We start from the raw sequence: 18441 nt of genomic DNA on the forward strand, positions 1-18441 counted from the left end.
GTCTGCTCTATCGTATCTCGGGGTCGGGCTGAGGCAGACGGCTTCGCTGGCTCTGGCGTCGACGCCATGGCCTTACTACATTTTGCGGGATGGGCGGGTGTTTGTTCGTCGAGCATACCGTCGCACTACTGCGGGCGGTTGCCTATCGATTACCACTGCCGATCGACATAGCGACCCTCTGCTCTCAGCAGATCAGTTTCAGTGCTATTTGCACGGTGGTTGGGATCGCCGCCAGACATAGCTGCTGGTAGTGAGTTGTGATGATAGTGACCATCGCAACCGCCAAAGTCCATGTGCTGACTGACATGGCCGATCGCGGGGTGGACTTGTTATCCACAATGCTTCCCCCAGCATTGTCCGAGTCGACTAAGCGTGTTTTATGTCTTGGCTTGCCGAAAACGAGGGGTTGCTTGCCCAGCGGGTCTATGCGCTCCACGGATTGCAGTGTCTCGCACATATCGCGTGCTGAAGGAGCCGGATCAGTAATGGTTAAGCGGTTAGCAACGACCGCGGCGAATTTTGTTGCTAAACCTGAGGCTGACGCCGAGCTAGTGCGGCTTGGCCATTGGGAACGGTAGCGTTTCGCGGATGCTGCGGCCGGTGATTAGCATTACGAGGCGGTCTATACCCATTCCCAGGCCGCCGGTGGGTGGCATTGCGTATTCCATGGCTTGCAGGAAGTCTTCGTCGAGCTCCATCCCTTCGAGGTCTCCTCCGACAGCCAACAAGGACTGCTCGTGAAGACGACGCCGCTGCTCTACCGGGTCGGTGAGTTCGCTGTAGGCAGTACCTAGTTCCATACCCCACGCCACCAGATCCCAGCGTTCGGCAACGCCGGGCTTAATTCTATGTGGCCGGGTTAACGGCGACACGGACGTCGGAAAGTCGATGTAGAATGTTGGTCTATCGGTTCGATTCTCAACCAGGTGTTCATAGAGCTTCAGCACCACCGCACCAGTATCCCAGTGTGCCCAATAAGGGATGTGTGCGGCGTCGGATAGTTTACGCAGAGTGGCTAGCTCAGTGCTGGTGTCGACACATTCTCCGAGCGCTTCGGATACTGCTTCGTACACGGTCTTCACCGGCCAGACGCCGGAGATGTCGATCTGCTCGGGGTGGTTTGCAGTTCCGCTGGTTCCCTCGATCCGCGGCCGCATTAGGGTCTTTGTACCGTTCGCGGCTTCGACGGCATTCTGAATCAATTCCCGGCAGCCGTCGATCCACATTAGGTAGTCTGCGTGCGCCTGGTAGGCTTCCAGCAAGGTGAATTCCGGATTGTGACTAAAGTCCGCCCCCTCGTTACGGAAGGCCCGGCCCAGCTCGAAGACCTTCTCCACACCCCCGATGCACAGCCTCTTAAGGTAGAGCTCTGGGGCGATGCGCAGGAACAGATTCATGTCATAGGTGTTGATGCGAGTAGCGAATGGCCGGGCGGCGGCGCCGCCGTGAATTTGCTGCAGGATCGGGGTTTCGACTTCGATAAATCCTTTAGCGAACAGCATCTCCCTGATCGAGCGCAACACGCAGCTACGAGCCATGATTAAGTTACGGGACTCGGTATTGATTGCCAGATCGACATAGCGAGTTCTCACCCGGGCTTCTGGGTCGGTCAACCCCTTCCATTTGTTCGGTAGTGGCCGCAGGCATTTACCGATCATCCGCCAGTTGCGTACTATCAACGAGCGAGCCCCGTTTTTGCTGAAGCCCATGTTTCCGGTCATTTCGACTATATCGCCCAGATCAATGGCTGCGGTGAAATCTGCGATGCAGCAGCACTCGAGCACTGAATTATCCAGCAGCACTTGTAATTCTCCCGACCAGTCACGCACGTTAGCAAACAACACGCCGCCATAGTCACGTATCCGCAATATGCGTCCAGATATCGAGACGGTGCTTTTGTCGTCGGCGTCCAGAGCCTGAGCGACCGTGTGGCTAGGCGGGTATCCCACCGGATAGGGGTCAATACCGTTGCTTTGCAATGTCTTAAGTTTTGCCAGACGTACCCGTACCTGTTCGGGAATACGGGAATTCGCTACTTCCAAATCGACGTTCGCCGGTTGCAGTCTGCTGACATCTGGAGTTGACCCATCGTGTTGCAGCAGGCAGGATTCTGCTAGGCGCGCTGGTACAGCCGGATGATGGCCGGTGTGCACCCGGTCGCGTCGGCTGAACGGTAACACCAGGAAACCCTCGGCGATCACCGAGGCAACCCCCACCCGCGGAATCAAACGGGCATCCTCGTAGCAGGCGTAGCGAGGGATCCAGTCAGGGAGGTATTTCATGTTCGAGCGGTACAGCGTTTCCAACTGCCACCACCGTGAGAAGAACAATAACAGCCCCCGCCACAACCGGGCAATTGGGCCAGCGCCGAGTTGAGCACCTTGTTCGAACGCAGCACGAAACATCGTAAAATTCAACGAAATACGGGTGATCCCCAGAGTCTTGCCGTTGAAAGCTAGCTCGCTGACCATGAGTTCGATGGTGCCGTTGGGTGATTGCGGAGAACGGCGCATCACGTCCAACGAGACGCCGGTGGTTCCCCACGGGACTAGTGACAGCATCGCAACGACATTGTCGTCGCGGTTCACTGCTTCGACCAACAGGCAATCTGAATCAGCCGGATCGCCGAGCCGGCCCAGCGCCATCGAAAAGCCGCGTTCGGATTCGGTGTCGCGCCAGGCGTCAGCGCGCGCGATGATGTCTGTCATCTCGTTGGCGGAGATGTCGCTGTGCCGTCTAATGCGTACGGTTAGTCCTGCCCGGCGCGCCCGTGTCACCGCCTGGCGCACTCCGCGCATGTCGGGGCCGGAAAGTTTGTAACCAGAAGTCCGCAAGATCGCCTCGTCGCCGAGTTCTATGGCGTTGAGCCCGGCCCTACGAAATACCTGTGCGCCCTGCGAACTGGCCCCCATCACACCGGGCGCCCAACCATAAGTCTGGCAAAGCCCTAACCACGCGTCGACGGCCTGCGGCCACGCCCTGGGATCGCCTACTGGGTCGCCGCTGGCTAGGCAGACTCCGATCTCAACTCGATAAGTTATGGCCGCGCGGCCATTGTGCGCGAAAACCACCGACTTATCGCGCCGGGTGGCGAAGTAGCCCAGCGAGTCGTTCTTGCCATACAGCTCGAGTAGTCCGCGGATGGCGGACTCATCCTCGCCGGTCAGGGCGTTATCCGCACGCTGGGACTGAAACAGTACGATAGTGGTCATGATCAACGCGAGGGCGCCGAACAAGCCGAAGATTGCGTTGAGCAAGACGTGCGGTTTGCCGCTGAACAGGTCGGGATCGGCAAGTGCGAATCCGACCACCCGATTGGCCACATACGGCAGGCGGTCCTGCCGCGCTAGCGATCCGGGGAACAGCTCGACCAGTCCCAAAGACAACAGGATCCCGATCACGTCTCCGGCAATCAGCACAGCAGCCGCTTTGAACAGCGCGCCTCGGCGGACTTTGGCCCAGAATTCCCGATAGCTCAAAATCAGCAGCACGATCGCGATAACGTGCATTGCGAACCCGAGATTTTCGCCGAACGTCTCGGCTGGAGTGTTGCCATCCGCTGCCATATCCACCGCGTTTAACACGGCGGCGATCACCATATTGCCGAGCAACAGCAGCCAGGCGATGCGTTTGCGCGTGGTTAGCGCGGCAGCTAACAGCGCCAGCACGAACGACCAGGCGATGCTGGTGTCTGGAAAGTTAAAAAGGTAGTCATTGATGAATTCACGCGGGATCCTGATGAGCCACCTGATCAGGGGTGACACACTTGCTATCAGTGACAGTGTGGCGATCACACCGACAGTCCAGCCAGCTGCTGCTGGTACCCAATGATACCGGGAGTGCGACCGGCTGCCTGAATAAGGGCCCGAACGAAGTGTAGCCGCTGTCACAGACCGCGAGGATATTCCTTCAAACCGTGAAATGCCTGGTGAATCGTCCACAGTGGTCAAGAGTGATTATCTACCTGCCGGGCTTAGTGTAACTCACGCGCCAGAGGCCGGTTGACCTGGCCCTCGCTTCGAAGTGTCGGGCGACGCTTCGTGGCTGCTAGACTAATTTCTGCGATCATACCGGCGAAGGTCGGGAACAGTTAAGTGGAGTCCCACTCCCACCGCTAGCCACGAGGTTATTTCAAGGCTGAGCGGTCCGGTCACAGGCATATCGTAATGCCTGCTCCGCACGTGACGCGGACGGCTTGCATTGTTTCAAGCCGTGATCGGTCGGCATTGGGCCCTGCTTGTGTGGCAGGGCTTTTTGCCGATGTTGTGGCTTCTACTGCTGACTCCCTGATCAGCCAGGACCTGGTCGCGGCTGGAAGACAACCTGGAGGATGGCTAAGTAGATGGCTAGTACGCCCACCATGGCCCAACGAGGGAGGCCCCATCAGCACTGAGACCCGTGTCAACGAGCGCATACGCGTACCTGAAGTCCGGTTGATTGGTCCAGGGGGGGAGCAGGTAGGCATCGTGCGGATTGAGGATGCACTTCGCGTGGCTGCGGACGCCGATCTCGACCTTGTCGAAGTTGCCCCAAATGCCAGACCACCGGTCTGCAAGATCATGGACTACGGCAAGTACAAATACGAAGCGGCACAGAAGGCGCGCGAATCCCGCCGCAACCAGCAGCAGACCGTCGTCAAAGAACAAAAGTTGCGACCAAAGATCGATGATCATGATTACGAGACCAAAAAGGGCCACGTGGTCCGTTTCCTGGAGGCTGGATCCAAGGTCAAAGTCACCATCATGTTTCGCGGACGCGAGCAATCGCGACCCGAGCTAGGTTACCGATTATTGCAGCGGCTGGGTGCGGACGTCGCCGATTACGGATTCGTCGAAACATCAGCCAAACAGGATGGGCGCAACATGACGATGGTGCTGGCACCGCATCGCGGCGCGAAGACTCGCGTCAGCGCGCGGCATCCAGGAGCACCGGGGGCTGGGGCAGAGCAGGATCTCGAGGGAACCGGCGACACAGACGGTTTACCGTACTAGCGCGCTAGCCGGCGCAGCTAGAACAGTAGAAACAGCAGAATTGAGGAAACATGCCCAAGGCCAAGACTCACAGTGGGGCGTCGAAGCGGTTCCGGCGCACCAGTACCGGGAAGATCGTCCGCCAGAAAGCCAATCGTCGGCATCTGTTCGAGCACAAGCCGAGCACTCGTACCCGGCGACTGGATGGCCGCACGCGGGTTGCCGCAAGCGACACCCAACGCGTCAATTCGCTGCTGAACGGCTGACCAGATTGCGCCAGGCCCATGACTAGATACGTAACGAACGAGAGTAGGAAACACCATGGCACGCGTAAAGCGGGCAGTCAATGCCCATAAGAAGCGGCGCACTATCCTAAAAGCTTCGGAAGGCTATCGCGGCCAGCGTTCCCGGCTCTATCGCAAAGCCAAAGAACAGCAGCTGCATTCGTTGGGCTATGCTTACCGCGACCGTCGCGCGCGTAAGGGCGAGTTCCGCAAGTTGTGGATTTCGCGAATTAACGCGGCTGCGCGCGCCAATGACATCACTTACAACCGGTTTATCCAGGGCTTGAAGGCTGCGGATGTCGATGTGGATCGCAAGAATCTCGCCGATATTGCGATCAACGATCCGGCGGCGTTCACTACGCTCGTTGAGGTAGCCCGGTCGGGGCTACCCGAAGATGTCAACGCACAATCCGGAGAAGCTGCTTAGCCCACCAAGATGCGTATCGATGAGCGGGTAAGTCGAACCTTGCCGGGGCCTGCCGTGCTCACTGAACGTTCCGCCCGGGTGGTCGCGGCAGTCAAGTTGCATCGCCAAGTCACGCGGCGGCGTGTCAGACGATTTCTCGCTGAAGGCCCTAACCTCGTCGAAGCCGCCACAGTACGCGGGCTGGTTCGAGACGTATTCGTCACAGAAGTCGCGGCCCAACGGCATGCCGCAGTGCTAGCTACGCTGAAGTGTCCGGTCCATCCCGTAAGCGAACGTGCCGCAAAAGCGCTTTCCGACACGATCACTCCGACAGGTTTGATCGCGGTGTGCGAAATGCCGACGACCCGGCTAGCGACTGTGCTGGCTGGCTCACCCCAGCTGGTGGTGGCCGCTGTCGAGATCAGCGAACCGGGCAATGCGGGTACTGTAATCCGCATCGCCGATGCCATGGGTGCTGCGGCTGTGCTCTTCGGCGGGTACACCGTGGACCCGTACAACGGTAAATGTCTGCGCTCCTCTGCCGGCAGTATCTTTTCGATAACGGTTGTCGTGGCGTCTGATGCCTACGCCGCCGTGACCGAATTGCGCGCCGGCGGGCTGCAAGTGCTAGCCACCACGGTCGACGGTGAGACATCCCTCGACGAAGCCGAGCCGCTGCTTGGCAAGCCGACAGCTTGGCTTTTTGGGTCCGAACCACACGGTTTGTCAACCGCAATCGCAGAAGCGGCGGACTATCGGGTCCGTATTCCGATGGTCGGCGGTGCGGAAAGCCTGAACGTGGCTGCGGCCGCAGCGATTTGCCTCTATCAGAGCTCGCGTGCATTGCGTCTTTAGCCATCTGGCGGTGACCTCGCCGCTCCCGGCTTCGCCACGCTGGCGAATCACCATTAGCGCGCCGATTCTCGGCCTTAGGCAGCTCTTTCTAGGGCTTCGCCCCAGCCGTAAGCTGGCCAGCGAAAAGGTGGTCCGCACGCAGCGACCCACACCGCTCCATCAGGGTCCGAGCGGGGCTGCGCAAGGGATGGCCAAAGGTGTGGCGACAGAGGTGGTACTGAGGAAGAAAATAATGCATCGGTAGCCCGCGGCGGTCATGTGGTGGCGTCATGAAGCCCGGTGCTTCGATCAACGGAGCGTCGACGGGTAAGTCGCCCTTGTGCCCCGGCGGTAAGCCAGCCAGCGCGCGGGTGCAGTCGGATTTCGTCGGGAACCGCTAAGAACGCCACTTCGACAAACTTGCCGATAGCCGCAGCAACATCTCGTCGCTTGGCTTCCAGTGCATTCCCACTTTTTCGTTAACGACCGGGTCAAATAGTCCAGCCGCGATCCAGCATTGACCCGACATCAACGGCTTGAACAGTTCATCCCAGATCGGTGTTGGCATGAGCACAAACTTCGGTTTGGGAATCCGCATCTGGAGAATGCCCAGGGTGGCCTGGTCAGTCTCTAGCTTCTCACGACCCGGTACTCAGTACTGTTTGAAACTCCTTCCATGATTCGGGCACCGGCCGCATGCTCATCCCATACATCGGGTACCACCGGACGTTCTTGTCGAACAACTGCCGCTCCTCGGCCTTCTGTCAAGCCGCCACAACAATATTCGGCCACCTTAACTTAACGACCAGCATGAAAAACGTTGTGTGCGCCCAGTAAAACGTCTTCAGATTCAGCGCGTGATAACGACGCTCAGAGGTATCAACGCCCTTGATCGCGTTGTGGTATTTTTCACCGGTCTGAGCCGCTCGATCGTCGTCGTAGACCACGCCCATAATGGGATCCACTGACCGAGCCACCTGCTGCAACGGCTCGCGCAGTAAGATCGAATGCTCTTCCGACCCCAGCGCCGAGCTCTGGATACATGTTCTGGATCGCACTGATCCACACACTCATCATTCCGATACGCAAATCATCGAAATACTTCCAGGTGAGCGCATCAGGCCCGAGCGACTCAGCGGATGTCTTCGAAGTGGCAGTCATCACGGCTTCCTACGCAATGATTGTGCCCAAAAGCAATGTTGACAACACACGTTGTCTACATTTTCGGCACCTAATGATATGGGGGGGTATCGATTGTTCACATTGGTGGCGCAACGGTATGATCAACTCGTTTATTGTGCGTTGTGACATAAAAGTCATTGCCCCCGTCCGCAAAATCTACCTACCACTGGCCAAGTGGAGGGCGCGCCTCCCGATGGAATCCCTTCCGCGGCTAGGGAACCAGACGAGGACACGGTCACCGTGCCGGCCTTGATACGACGTTATTCGGTGTCGATGCACAGCGCCGCGCAGTGGCTACACACCACAAACCGTAGCCCCAGGCTAGTGGTGATGGTCCGGCGGACACGACGACTGTTGCCCGGCGATCCTGACTTCGGCGATCCTCTGTCCACCGCGACACGCGGGTGGCCCACGTGTCGCGGCGCGAGCTGCCGACCGGTTGCTAGGGGATCGCGGTGCGGCGTCGCGTGGAGGTGAGCCTGAGTGTGCTACAGGTGTGGCAGGCATTGAATGAGGCCATTTCCCGACGGCCGGCAAATCCATGAGGTGACGCTGGTATTCACCGACCTAGTCGGCTTCTCCGGTTGGTCATTGCAAGTTGGTGACGAAGCGATCCTGGCACTGCTGCGCCAGGTGGCGCGCGCTGTTGAGTCGCCGTTGCTCGATGCCGGTGGGCAGATCGTCAAGCGGATGGGGGACGGGATCATGGCCGTGTTTAGCAATCCTCCAATCGCCGTACAGGCCGTACTGGCTGCCACGGAAGCGATGAACTCAGTCGAGGTCGAAGGCTACACACCGCGAATCCGTATCGGAATACACACTGGCCGGCCACAACGACTGGCCGCGGACTGGCTTGGTGTTGATGTCAATATCGCCGCGCGCGTTATGGAGCGCGCGACAAAAGGGGGGTATCAGGATATCTGGCCCTACTCTGGAACTGATACCGCAAAGTGAGCTGAAAGAGCTGGGCATATTACTAGGCGCGTCCGAAGACCCATGTTCACCAGCAAACTCACTGGTCTTCCCCCGGATATGGCAATTTATCGCATCAAGACTCGTAGGGCATGACAACTTCAGATGAAACAGCTCAAACAAATTCCCTGCCGTAGTGGATGTCTATAATTTACACTATTGTAGTCTTGGTGCTCCGGGCCGGTTCACTGTTGGGTAGGCGACCATTTTGGCCACAGTCAGCTTCGCAATCTTGACACCGGGTCAGCACGCGCAGGCAATTGGTCATTGTGCGCTCCAGCACCAATCTGCACAACCCTGTCCCACGGACACCTGGGGGCCCCTTTTAGCCAGCCTTGTCTACACGACATTTAGGGGTGGTCGCTGCTCTTGCGACTGCGGTCAAGTTAGGTTAGCTGCCCGTGTCGATCTACCCAGGCCAGTGCCATCGGGGTGTGTTATGATGCCCTCGGTGCGCTAGCAGCAGTGATTTCGCGGTGGTGGCCGAGCAGCTTGGATCAACTGGTGGATATCTGCGGCCGTTGTCACTGGGGTCATGTGTGTTCATCTGACCATATGCAGGGCACGCCGTAGCTATGATTCTGGGGGGTGCTGGTGACGGTCCGGTTCCGTCGGCTGATCCGCTTGACACCGGTGCGGTGTCTGATGTTGACGGCATCGTTGCGGTTCGGATTCCTGAGGCTAGCCCCCCATTGGGGTCAATGGCTGCTGAGCTGGTATTCAGTGTGCTGGGCTCCGTACTGGCCTACTGGTTAGTCTGGCTGATCGCAGCGCGTAACTTCATTGCCGGCGGACACGCTGACCGGTCTTCAGCCGGTGGTCACTGTCTGACCTTGCGGTCGGCGTTTGTCGGTCTCGCCGTTATGATCGGCACTTGCGTCAGGCCGATGCAGCGGACCGAAGAGAAGCCGCGCAAGTCCAGCCCAACCCAGCGCCGATATGGGCCAGTCCGACCAGCCTCGTCAGCAAGGAGAGTGTCGCCGCGTGGGTGATCAACCCGTTGATCTGTCGATGTTATCGTCGGAAGCACTGGCCAAGGCAGTTAACGCTGCCCGCCAAGCCATCGCGCTCGCCGTCGATCTCGATGCGTTGGCGCGCACCAAGGCCGAGCACCTCGGTGACCGCTCGCCGCTGGCGCTCGCACGACAAGCGCTTGCTAGCCTGCCCACGGTTGACCGAGCTGACATCGGCAAGCAGGTCAACTCTGCCCGCAGTGAGGTCCAGCGCGGCTACGACGAACGACTGGCGACGTTGCAGGCCGAGCGCGACGCGGCCGTGCTGGTCACCGAACGTATCGACGTCACCCTGCCGTCAACACGGCAGCCGACCGGCGCACGGCACCCGATCACGATATTGGCCGAGCACATCGCCGATACCTTCATCGCGATGGGATGGGAACTGGTCGACGGACCCGAAGTCGAGACTGAGCAGTTTAACTTTGACGCTCTCAACTTTCCTGCAGACCACCCCGCGCGCAGTGAACAGGACACCTTCTATGTTGCGCCGGACGGTTCACGGCAGCTGCTGCGAACCCATACCTCACCAGTGCAGGTGCGGACTTTGCTCGAGCGTGAGTTGCCGGTCTACGTCATTTCGATCGGCCGGGTCTTCCGCACCGACGAACTCGATGCCACCCACACGCCTGTCTTTCATCAAGTCGAAGGCCTGGCAGTGGACCGCGGTCTGTCCATGGCGCATCTGCGGGGAACGTTGGACGTCTTCGCACGCGCCGAGTTCGGGCCGTCGGCGCGCACCCGGATCCGGCCACACTTTTTCCCATTCACCGAACCGTCGGCCGAGGTCGATGTATGGTTTGCGAGCAAAAAGGACGGCGCTGACTGGGTGGAATGGGGCGGTTGCGGAATGGTGCATCCAAACGTGTTGCGGACAACAGGAATTGACCCGGATATCTACTCCGGTTTCGCATTCGGGATGGGCCTGGAACGCACCCTCCAGTTCCGCAACAGCATTCCTAACATGCGCGACATGGTCGAAGGGGATGTTCGGTTTTCATTGCCGTTCGGGGTGGGGGTCTGATGCGCGTTCCGTATAGCTGGCTGCGCGAAGTGGTCACGGTTGGTGCGCCGGATTGGGATGTCGCCGCGGGCGATCTCGAGCAGACGTTGGTACGCATCGGCCACGAGATCGAGGAGATGATCACGGTTGGCCCGGTCGATGGCCCGCTGACTGTGGGGCGAGTCACCGATATCGAGGAACTCGCCGGATTCAAAAAGCCGATTCGGGCCTGTGTGGTCGATGTCGGCGACGGTCAGCAGCACGAAATTATTTGTGGTGCAACAAATTTCGCTGTTGACGATCTGGTCGTGGTGGCATTTCCAGGAACCACTCTGCCTGGCGGGTTCGCCATCACGGCGTGCGAGACCTACGGTCGTTATTCTGCTGGAATGATTTGCTCAGCGGCCGAGCTCCGTTTGAGTACAGATCATTCGGGGATTTTAGTATTGCCACCTGGAACCGCCCTACCAGGTGCCGACGGCGCCGACGTGCTTGGGTTGGGCGATGTGGTTTTTCGTTTGGCGACCACTCCCGACCGCGGGTACTGCATGTCGGTGCGGGGCTTGGCCCGTGAGATCGCATGCGCCTACGACCTAGCCTTCGTTGACCCGGCCAGCGACCAAGTGGTGCCGCCGTTGCCGGTTGAGGGGCAGGCGTGGCCGTTGACGGTGCAGCCCGAAACGGGAGTTCGTCGGTGCGCCCTGCGTTCGGTCACTGGGATCGACTTTGCCGCCGTGTCGCCGTGGTGGTTGCAGCGCCGGCTGCTGTTATCCGGAATTCGTACGACCTCACCGGCAGTGGATGTCACCAACTACGTGATGCTGGAACTCGGCCACCCGCTGCACGCCCACGACCGCAATCGCATTACCGGAGGCTTCACAGTACGATTCGCTCGGCCCGGCGAGACCGTCGTTACCATCGACGGGATCGAGCGTCAGCTCGATCCCGTCGATGTCCTCATCGCCGATCACGTCGCTACCGCCGCGATCGGCGGCGTGATGGGTGCCGCAAGCACCGAAGTGCGCTCCGATTCCACCGATGTGCTACTCGAGGCCGCGGTATGGGACCCCGCCAAGGTATCACGCACCCAGCGGCGGCTGCACCTGCCTAGCGAAGCAGCCCGCCGTTATGAACGGGCAGTGGATCCGGCTGTCTCGGTAGCTGCTTTAGATCGGTGTGCGATGCTGCTTGCCGATATCGCCGGGGGAACGGTTTCAGAGACTCTGACCGATTGGCGGGGCAGCTCGCCGCGAGCTGACTGGTCGTTGCCGCCGATCCAGATCGCCGTCGACCTGCCGGACCGGATCGCTGGGGTGGCCTATAACCAAGGCGCAACCACCAAACGGCTGACCCAAATCGGTGCTGTAGTGGTCGACACGGTGTCCTCAGAAGGTCACACGCTCACCGTCACGCCACCGAGTTGGCGCCCCGATTTACTGCAGCCTTCCGATCTTGTCGAGGAGGTGCTGCGCCTCGAAGGGCTAGAGGTCATTAGATCGGTGCAGCCGCTCGCACCCGCGGGTCGGGGACTCACCGCAGTACAGAAGCGCTACCGTGCAATTGGCAAGGCGCTGGCACAGTCCGGTTACGTCGAGATCTTGCCAACACCGTTTTTGCCGGCCGATGTGTTCGACCTTTGGGGCTTGCCGGCCGATGACCCGCGACGGACGACGACGCGAGTGCTCAACCCGTTGGAGTCCAACCGTCCACAACTCGCCACCACACTGCTGCCGGCGCTGCTGGAAGTCTTGGGAAGAAATGTATCTCGAGGTCTCATCGATATCGCTTTGTTTGCCATCGCGCAGGTTGTCGAACCGACCGAGCGAACTGGCGGTGTAGGGTCCATCCCCGTCGACCGTCGACTGACCGATGCTGAAATCGCCTTACTGGACGCATCCTTGCCTCGGCAGCCACAGCATGTCGCCGCGGTGTTGGCTGGGTTGCGGGAACCGCGGGGTCCGTGGGGTCCTGGCCGTCTAGCCGAGGCATCCGACGCTTTTGAGGCAGTGCGTATCATCGCCCGAGTCAGTGGAGTCGACGTGGTTTTCCGGGCTGTCCAATATTTGCCTTGGCATCCGGGTCGGTGCGCTGAGGTGTTTGTTGGTGAAATGCCTGTCGGCCATGCAGGGCAGCTGCATCCGGCCGTGATCGAACGTGCCGGTCTGCCGAAGGGTACCTGTGCTCTCGAGTTGGACCTTGCTGCCATTCCTATCGTCGAGGAGTTGCCCTCACCTCAGGTGTCGCCGTTTCCGGCTGTGCTGCAGGACGTCAGCCTGGTGGTGTCCACGCAGGTTCCTGCTCAAGAAGTGCAGGATGCCATTCGTGATGGGGCCGGGGAATTGCTCGAGGAAATTCAATTATTCGACGTCTTCACCGGTTCGCAGGTTGGCGAGGACCGCAAGTCGCTGACATTTGCGCTGCGGTTTCGCGCACCTGATCGCACGCTAACTGAAGACGACGCCAGCGCGGCTCGCGATGCTGCGGTACGACACGCCGCCGAGCAGGTCGGTGCGACATTGCGCACTTAAATCACCCCAATTGCGGGTTCGCGTCGCTCGTACATCGGCATGATGTGCTCGGGCTAAATCGCAGCCTAAATGCAGGTTTTCCTGCGAGAAGTGAAATATTTCATATTGTCGGTCTGCCTTAATTGTCGTAGTAAGTCGAGGGGAACTAGATATGTCGTTCCTGAGTGTGCTGTCGGAGCAGATTGAATCTGTGGTTCAGGGTTTGGCGGGTATTCGCTCGACGCTGTTCGGTGACTTCGGCTGGAGTTTGCAAGTTTTCAACGCCCAAGTGACCGTGTTTCATGACGAGTTTGTCACCTTGCTATGGCCGATATGGACAGCGTATCTCAGCTCCGAAGCGGTCAACGCTGCAGCTGAAATCGCTGTGCAGTAGAGTGACGCTGTCCACCTCGTTCAAGGTACTGTAGTCATTATACTGACTCAGGAAGTGCGTTGTCTGGACCTGGTCTGCCGGGTAGTGCAGTTGTGCAGCTTTTTCGCCTGTCGTTTGCGTCGGCTAGACAGAATGCCCTAGGAGGGCCTGGTCTGCTTGGGACCACCGGTGTTGAGTTCGTGCCTGGTGTTAACCATCTGATGTTTGGTTGCGTCGGCTGTTATTATGGGGTTTGCTGTTTGTTCCGGCTGTCCGCGACGTCAAGATCGCCGCAGATGATACTGGTGCAGCGATTAGGGTTATAGGTCGGCAATTGTCCGCGTGTGGCACGCGTACCGGATTGTGCTTGGCGGCTCGAACGGCGAAATGACGCAATACCGCTTCTCCGGGACCATCCGATACGAGGGGAATTGTGAAATCCTGTCGGTTGGATGTTAATGCTTATGTGCAGCCGATTGATATTGATGGGTCATTGAACGTTGTGGGAAGTCTTGGCGGGTGGCTGTTAACGCGAGTAGAATTGGCTTATTGAGGCACCAGACGTGGCTGAGGTTGTGCAGGAGTGAGGTTAGCCACCAGTGTTAATCGTTACTCGAGTTTTTGCGTTGATTACCAGGCCAACTGGGTTGGGTCATTAACTATGTTGTCAAATGTGGTGAAGCCGTCCGATTGCCTGAGTGTGAAGGACACTAAATATCTGACCAATCTTGCGATAGTAGCGATATGAAATTAACTGTGTCAGTTGGGTCAGTTCAGTTCCCTTGCATCACATACGTCCCGTAGTAGTGTTCACTTTCGGACAATATGGCATACATTCCGTTGTCGTAATACAGCAGCACCGAGTCGAAGAATGGCTTCTTCTCGTATAACTGTGTGTACTCGAATTATTGTAATTTGGTGGGCTTCCCGAACCGGACTATCACAGCACCCACGGTCTTGGCTTTCCATGACGTGGACCGGGTGGCAGTAACCACAGTGATGACGGCAGCATGCAGAACGAGAACGCAAATCCGGCCAAGCCATGTCGTCTTGAACTCGGGCTAGGTGCGGCAACAGCACGGACCGGAAACACTCCATTCTGGGGGTATCTCACACCGCTGGTTTTCAGCCAAAAGACTGTTAATCGGGTAGACTTGTTATTAGCTAGGAAACTCCTGATCCGGTGTTGTATGGTTTTGGCGACTAATGTGATGTTGTGGGGCCATTCGAGTAGCTTTGCTCTGCGGAAGGACAGCGTTGGTGCGGGCCAGGGTGGCCTGGTGAACTTGTAGCTTGTAGGCCATGGCGATTCCCGCGGCGCGGGAGCCAAGCGCTTTGGTGACCTTGGTCCATACACGGACAGTGGCGAAGGTGTTTTCAAGGGGGTTGGTGGTTCGTAGATGGATCCAGTGCTTGACAAGGTATCTGCAGAATTCCAAGAACACGTCGCGTCCTCGGCTACCGCTTTGGGATACTTACCGTCGTAATCTATGGCGAAGGTCTTGATCGCGATGTGCGGTTTTGTCGATGTCTTTCGGCGTTGTAGATATTTTTGAACGCCGCCGACGTTGTCGTATGCGCTGACTTGGATAGGGCAGCAAGGACGTTGGCCTGTTTGTGAAGCCAGCACCGCTGCTCACGGGTGGCTGGGAACACTTCGCGCATCACTTTCCAGAACCCTAACGCCCTGTCGCCGACCGCCAGTACCGGTGCGGTTATCCCACGGAGGCGGTAATCGCGCAGCAGATCAGCCCATGATTCCACTGATTCCCGCAACTCATCGGCCAGAGCAACCGGTTTCTTGCGGCCACCAGTACGCACTCCATGCATAACCAACAGGCTAGAGTTGTCCTGTTTCAAGCGGACTTTGAGGTGGATTTCATCGATTGAAAGCTAGAGATAGTCAGCCCTGGAGAGATCGCTGTCGGAGAATGGGTGGTCTTCGGCCTGCCAATAGGCCAATAGCTGGTGAGCCGAGTGATCGGGACAACCGACACTCCCGCTCCCGTACCCAGGAACTGCTTTAGCACTGGGACGAAATCGTCCGTGGACAAACCCATGCAAGACCACAGTGGCAGCACTTCCCTGGTCTGCGGTGACTTACAGCCCCATGCCGGCAGGATCGTCTAGGAAAATCGTTGATGTTCAACGTTTTCAGGGTCAACATGTTTGTCGCCGACCCACTGGCGCGGTCATGACCACTGCACCAGCAGCAGTCAATACGGTGTGCTCGTTGTGGTAGCTGTTCCGCACCACTAATAAAATCTATTCTATGTCCGTCTTCGGCGTAGGCATCGATATAAGCCTCAACCTAAGACGGTCAACGCTGCCGCCAGCATCTGGCGCACAATCTCATCCAACAGCGACCCAGCCGCAAACGCACAGCCCGTATTGGATACGGCGACGTCCTGAACTACCGTGAGCATGGGGGATTGCTTTATCGCCAGCGTTGGCTCCGCTGGACTTGATCAAAACCTGCTTACGGATCACCTGGGAAGGTATTCTCTTCCAACCATCAACAGCTTTCGATCATTGTGATCCGATATCATGCTCACTCATCCAGTAAGGCGGAGCTTAGTTGAACTGGTGCGGAGTGGATTTGCAAGATGATGCATAATCATGCATCATCTACAAGGTGGCCTACGCGATAAGAGTGGCGGTTGTCGGTGCCAGTGGTTACGCGGGCGGCGAGATCCTTCGGCTGCTACTTGGGCATCCGGCGTACGCCGACGATCGGCTGACGATCGGCACGCTGACCGCCGCGGCCAGTTCGGGTGACACGCTCGGCGAGCACCATCCGCACCTGACGCCGCTGGCTCATCGAGTACTCGAATCTACTGAGTTGACCGTTCTGGCTGGCCACGACGTTGTTTTTCTTAGCTTGCCGCACGGACATTCGGCAGCGCTGGCCGAAAGACTGGGTCCAAAAACCCTGATCATCGACTGCAGTGCGGACTTCCGACTCACTGACGCCGGTGCCTGGAAGCGGTTCTACGGATCTCCATATGCCGGCAGCTGGCCGTACGGGTTACCAGAGCTGCCTGGCGGTCGAGAACGGTTACGAAGGGCACGCCGGATAGCTATTCCCGGCTGCTACCCGACTGCCGTCCTACTGGCGTTGCTACCCGCAATGGCGGAGGACCTTATAGAACCCGCCGTGACGGTGGTCGCGGTGAGCGGCACTTCCGGAGCCGGTCGAGCGACCAAGTCCGAGTTGCTCGGCTCGGAAGTCATCGGGTCGGCGCAAGCCTACAACATTGGTGGCACCCACCGACACATCCCTGAGATCACACAGGGGCTGCAGACGGTGACCGATCGTTCCATCACTGTGTGCTTCACCCCAGTGGTCATCCCTACTTCCCGCGGCATCCTGGCCACTTGCACTGCGCGCACTGCTTCGTCGCTATCGCAGCTGCGCGCTGCCTACGAGAAAGTATATCACGTAGAGCCTTTCGTCTACCTGATGCCGGAGGGGCAGTTGCCTCGCACCGGCGCGGTGATCGGCAGCAACGCGGCACATATCGCTGTTGCGGTGGACGAAGCTGCTGACACGTTCATCGCGATCTCGGCGATCGACAATCTCGTCAAGGGCACCGCTGGCGCTGCTGTTCAGTCGATGAACCTAGCGCTGGGCTGGCCGGAAGCAGAGGGTCTTTCAGTGGTTGGGATGGCACCGTGACCGAAATAGTCAATGAGACGCAGCTGCTGCGCGCACAGGGCGTCATCGCCCCTGCGGGCTTTCAGGCCGCTGGTATCACTGCCGGGATCAAGGTATCGGGAGCCCCGGACCTTGCCTTGGTTTTCAACGAAGGGCCCGACTATGCAGCCGCTGGAGTATTCACCCGCAACAAGGTCAAGGCTGCCCCGGTGCTGTGGACACAGCGGGTGCTGAGCACCGGTCAACTGCGTGCAGTAATTCTAAATTCCGGTGGCGCTAACGCCTGCACTGGACCCGCGGGCTTCCAGGACGCCCACACCACCGCAGAGGCGGTCGCCGCAGCATTGTCGGATTGGGGAACCGAAACCGGGGCGATCGAAGTTGCCGTCTGCTCCACTGGGCTGATCGGTGACCGGCTGCCGATGGACAAAGTACTCTCCGGTGTTCGTACGATCGTGCGCAAGATGGCTGCTGGGCTGACCGGAGGTGACGATGCCGCCCACGCCATCATGACCACCGACACTGTGCCTAAGCAGGTTGCTGTGTACCATTGTAACAAGTGGACGGTTGGCGGAATGGCCAAAGGCGCGGGTATGCTGGCGCCGTCCCTGGCCACCATGTTGTGTGTGCTCACCACCGATGCGGTCGTCGAGCCAGGGGCACTTGATCAGGCGTTGCGCCGCGCCACTGCCCATACATTTGATCGACTCGACATTGATGGCTGCTGTTCCACCAACGACACTGTGCTGCTGCTGGCATCCGGCGCCAGCGGGATCACTCCGCCGCAGGCAGATCTCGACGACGCTGTACGGCATGCCTGTGACGACTTGTGCGCACAGTTACAAGCCGACGCTGAGGGCGTTACCAAGCGCGTCGCCGTGACCGTCATCGGTGCCGCTAGCGACAACGACGCGCTGGTCGCCGCTCGGATGATAGCCCGCGATAGCCTGGTCAAGATCGCGGTATTCGGTTCAGACCCCAACTGGGGGCGGGTGCTTGCTGCCGTTGGCATGGCACCGGTCACACTTGACCCTGATCGAATCTGTGTGTTGTTCAACGGCGCTGCGGTGTGTATAGATGGAGTCGGTACTCCGCGCGCACGCGACGTGGACCTCTCAACGGCTGATATCGATATCACTGTCGACCTCCGCGTCGGCAACGCCTCTGCCACTATCCGGACCACCGACCTGTCGCACACCTATGTCGAAGAAAATTCGGTTTACAGTTCGTGACTGTCTG

General features: G+C 58.8%; 12 protein-coding genes and 3 pseudogenes. 11 read left to right on the forward strand and 4 right to left on the reverse strand.

Going from position 1 to position 18441, the window contains the following annotated elements; translation table 11 throughout:
* Nucleotides 1-548 precede the first annotated feature (548 nt).
* Entirely contained in the window at nt 549-3905 is a 3357-nt protein-coding gene (lysX, locus tag MLPF_RS09110) for a bifunctional lysylphosphatidylglycerol synthetase/lysine--tRNA ligase LysX (RefSeq protein ID WP_082082372.1), read from the reverse strand.
* A 477-nt stretch (nt 3906-4382) separates the two neighbouring features.
* On the opposite strand from lysX, the gene infC reads away from it, so the two are divergent.
* From infC to MLPF_RS09130, 4 genes are read left to right on the forward strand one after another with little or no spacing between them, the layout of a single operon-like run.
* On the forward strand, nt 4383-4991 hold the full coding sequence (gene infC / locus MLPF_RS09115) for a translation initiation factor IF-3 (protein WP_082082373.1): 609 nt from the start codon (nt 4383-4385) through the stop codon (nt 4989-4991).
* Between the two features lie 50 nt (nt 4992-5041).
* Nucleotides 5042-5236 carry a 50S ribosomal protein L35 gene (gene rpmI / locus MLPF_RS09120; protein ID WP_045843124.1) on the forward strand — a complete coding sequence of 65 codons (195 nt, stop codon included), beginning with the start codon at nt 5042-5044 and terminating at the stop codon, nt 5234-5236.
* A 55-nt stretch (nt 5237-5291) separates the two neighbouring features.
* Nucleotides 5292-5681, forward strand: a complete 390-nt coding sequence (gene rplT / locus MLPF_RS09125; protein WP_045843125.1) for a 50S ribosomal protein L20 — start codon at nt 5292-5294, stop codon at nt 5679-5681.
* A gap of 54 nt (nt 5682-5735) precedes the next feature.
* On the forward strand, nt 5736-6515 hold the full coding sequence (locus MLPF_RS09130) for a TrmH family RNA methyltransferase (protein WP_045843139.1): 780 nt from the start codon (nt 5736-5738) through the stop codon (nt 6513-6515).
* Nucleotides 6516-6891: 376 nt separating this feature from the next.
* Here the strand turns inward: MLPF_RS09130 and MLPF_RS16335 are convergent, their stop codons facing one another.
* Nucleotides 6892-7092, reverse strand: a complete 201-nt coding sequence (locus MLPF_RS16335; protein ID WP_337588822.1) for an oxygenase MpaB family protein — start codon at nt 7090-7092, stop codon at nt 6892-6894.
* Between the two features lie 40 nt (nt 7093-7132).
* Nucleotides 7133-7564, reverse strand: a pseudogene (locus tag MLPF_RS16340) (oxygenase MpaB family protein).
* A gap of 249 nt (nt 7565-7813) precedes the next feature.
* Between MLPF_RS16340 and MLPF_RS09140 the strand changes: the two are divergent.
* From MLPF_RS09140 to MLPF_RS09160, 5 genes and pseudogenes are all read left to right on the forward strand, one after another.
* A pseudogene (locus tag MLPF_RS09140) lies at nt 7814-8785 on the forward strand (adenylate/guanylate cyclase domain-containing protein).
* Nucleotides 8786-9223: 438 nt separating this feature from the next.
* Complete coding sequence (locus MLPF_RS09145; protein ID WP_045843126.1) at nt 9224-9640, forward strand: hypothetical protein; 417 nt, start codon at nt 9224-9226, stop codon at nt 9638-9640.
* Entirely contained in the window at nt 9633-10685 is a 1053-nt protein-coding gene (gene pheS, locus MLPF_RS09150) for a phenylalanine--tRNA ligase subunit alpha (protein WP_045843127.1), read from the forward strand. Before MLPF_RS09145 ends, pheS begins: the two co-directional genes overlap by 8 nt.
* On the forward strand, nt 10685-13192 hold the full coding sequence (gene pheT / locus MLPF_RS09155) for a phenylalanine--tRNA ligase subunit beta (RefSeq protein WP_045843128.1): 2508 nt from the start codon (nt 10685-10687) through the stop codon (nt 13190-13192). The genes pheS and pheT overlap by 1 nt, the downstream gene beginning before the upstream one ends.
* A 151-nt stretch (nt 13193-13343) precedes the next feature.
* Nucleotides 13344-13565 carry a PE family protein gene (locus MLPF_RS09160; RefSeq protein WP_045843129.1) on the forward strand — a complete coding sequence of 74 codons (222 nt, stop codon included), beginning with the start codon at nt 13344-13346 and terminating at the stop codon, nt 13563-13565.
* 1186 nt (nt 13566-14751) lie between these two features.
* On the opposite strand, the pseudogene MLPF_RS09165 reads toward MLPF_RS09160, so the two are convergent.
* Nucleotides 14752-15970 (reverse strand): annotated as a pseudogene (locus tag MLPF_RS09165) (IS256 family transposase); the annotation flags it as partial.
* Between the two features lie 209 nt (nt 15971-16179).
* On the opposite strand from MLPF_RS09165, the gene argC reads away from it, so the two are divergent.
* Together argC and argJ are read left to right on the forward strand one after the other, a co-directional pair.
* Nucleotides 16180-17223, forward strand: coding sequence for an N-acetyl-gamma-glutamyl-phosphate reductase (gene argC / locus MLPF_RS09170; protein ID WP_045843130.1), 1044 nt, complete (start codon nt 16180-16182; stop codon nt 17221-17223).
* Complete coding sequence (gene argJ / locus MLPF_RS09175; RefSeq protein ID WP_045843131.1) at nt 17220-18434, forward strand: bifunctional glutamate N-acetyltransferase/amino-acid acetyltransferase ArgJ; 1215 nt, start codon at nt 17220-17222, stop codon at nt 18432-18434. The genes argC and argJ overlap by 4 nt, the downstream gene beginning before the upstream one ends.
* Nucleotides 18435-18441: the final 7 nt, after the last annotated feature.

Source organism: Mycobacterium lepromatosis (assembly GCF_000975265.2).
Lineage (GTDB): Bacteria > Actinomycetota > Actinomycetes > Mycobacteriales > Mycobacteriaceae > Mycobacterium > Mycobacterium lepromatosis.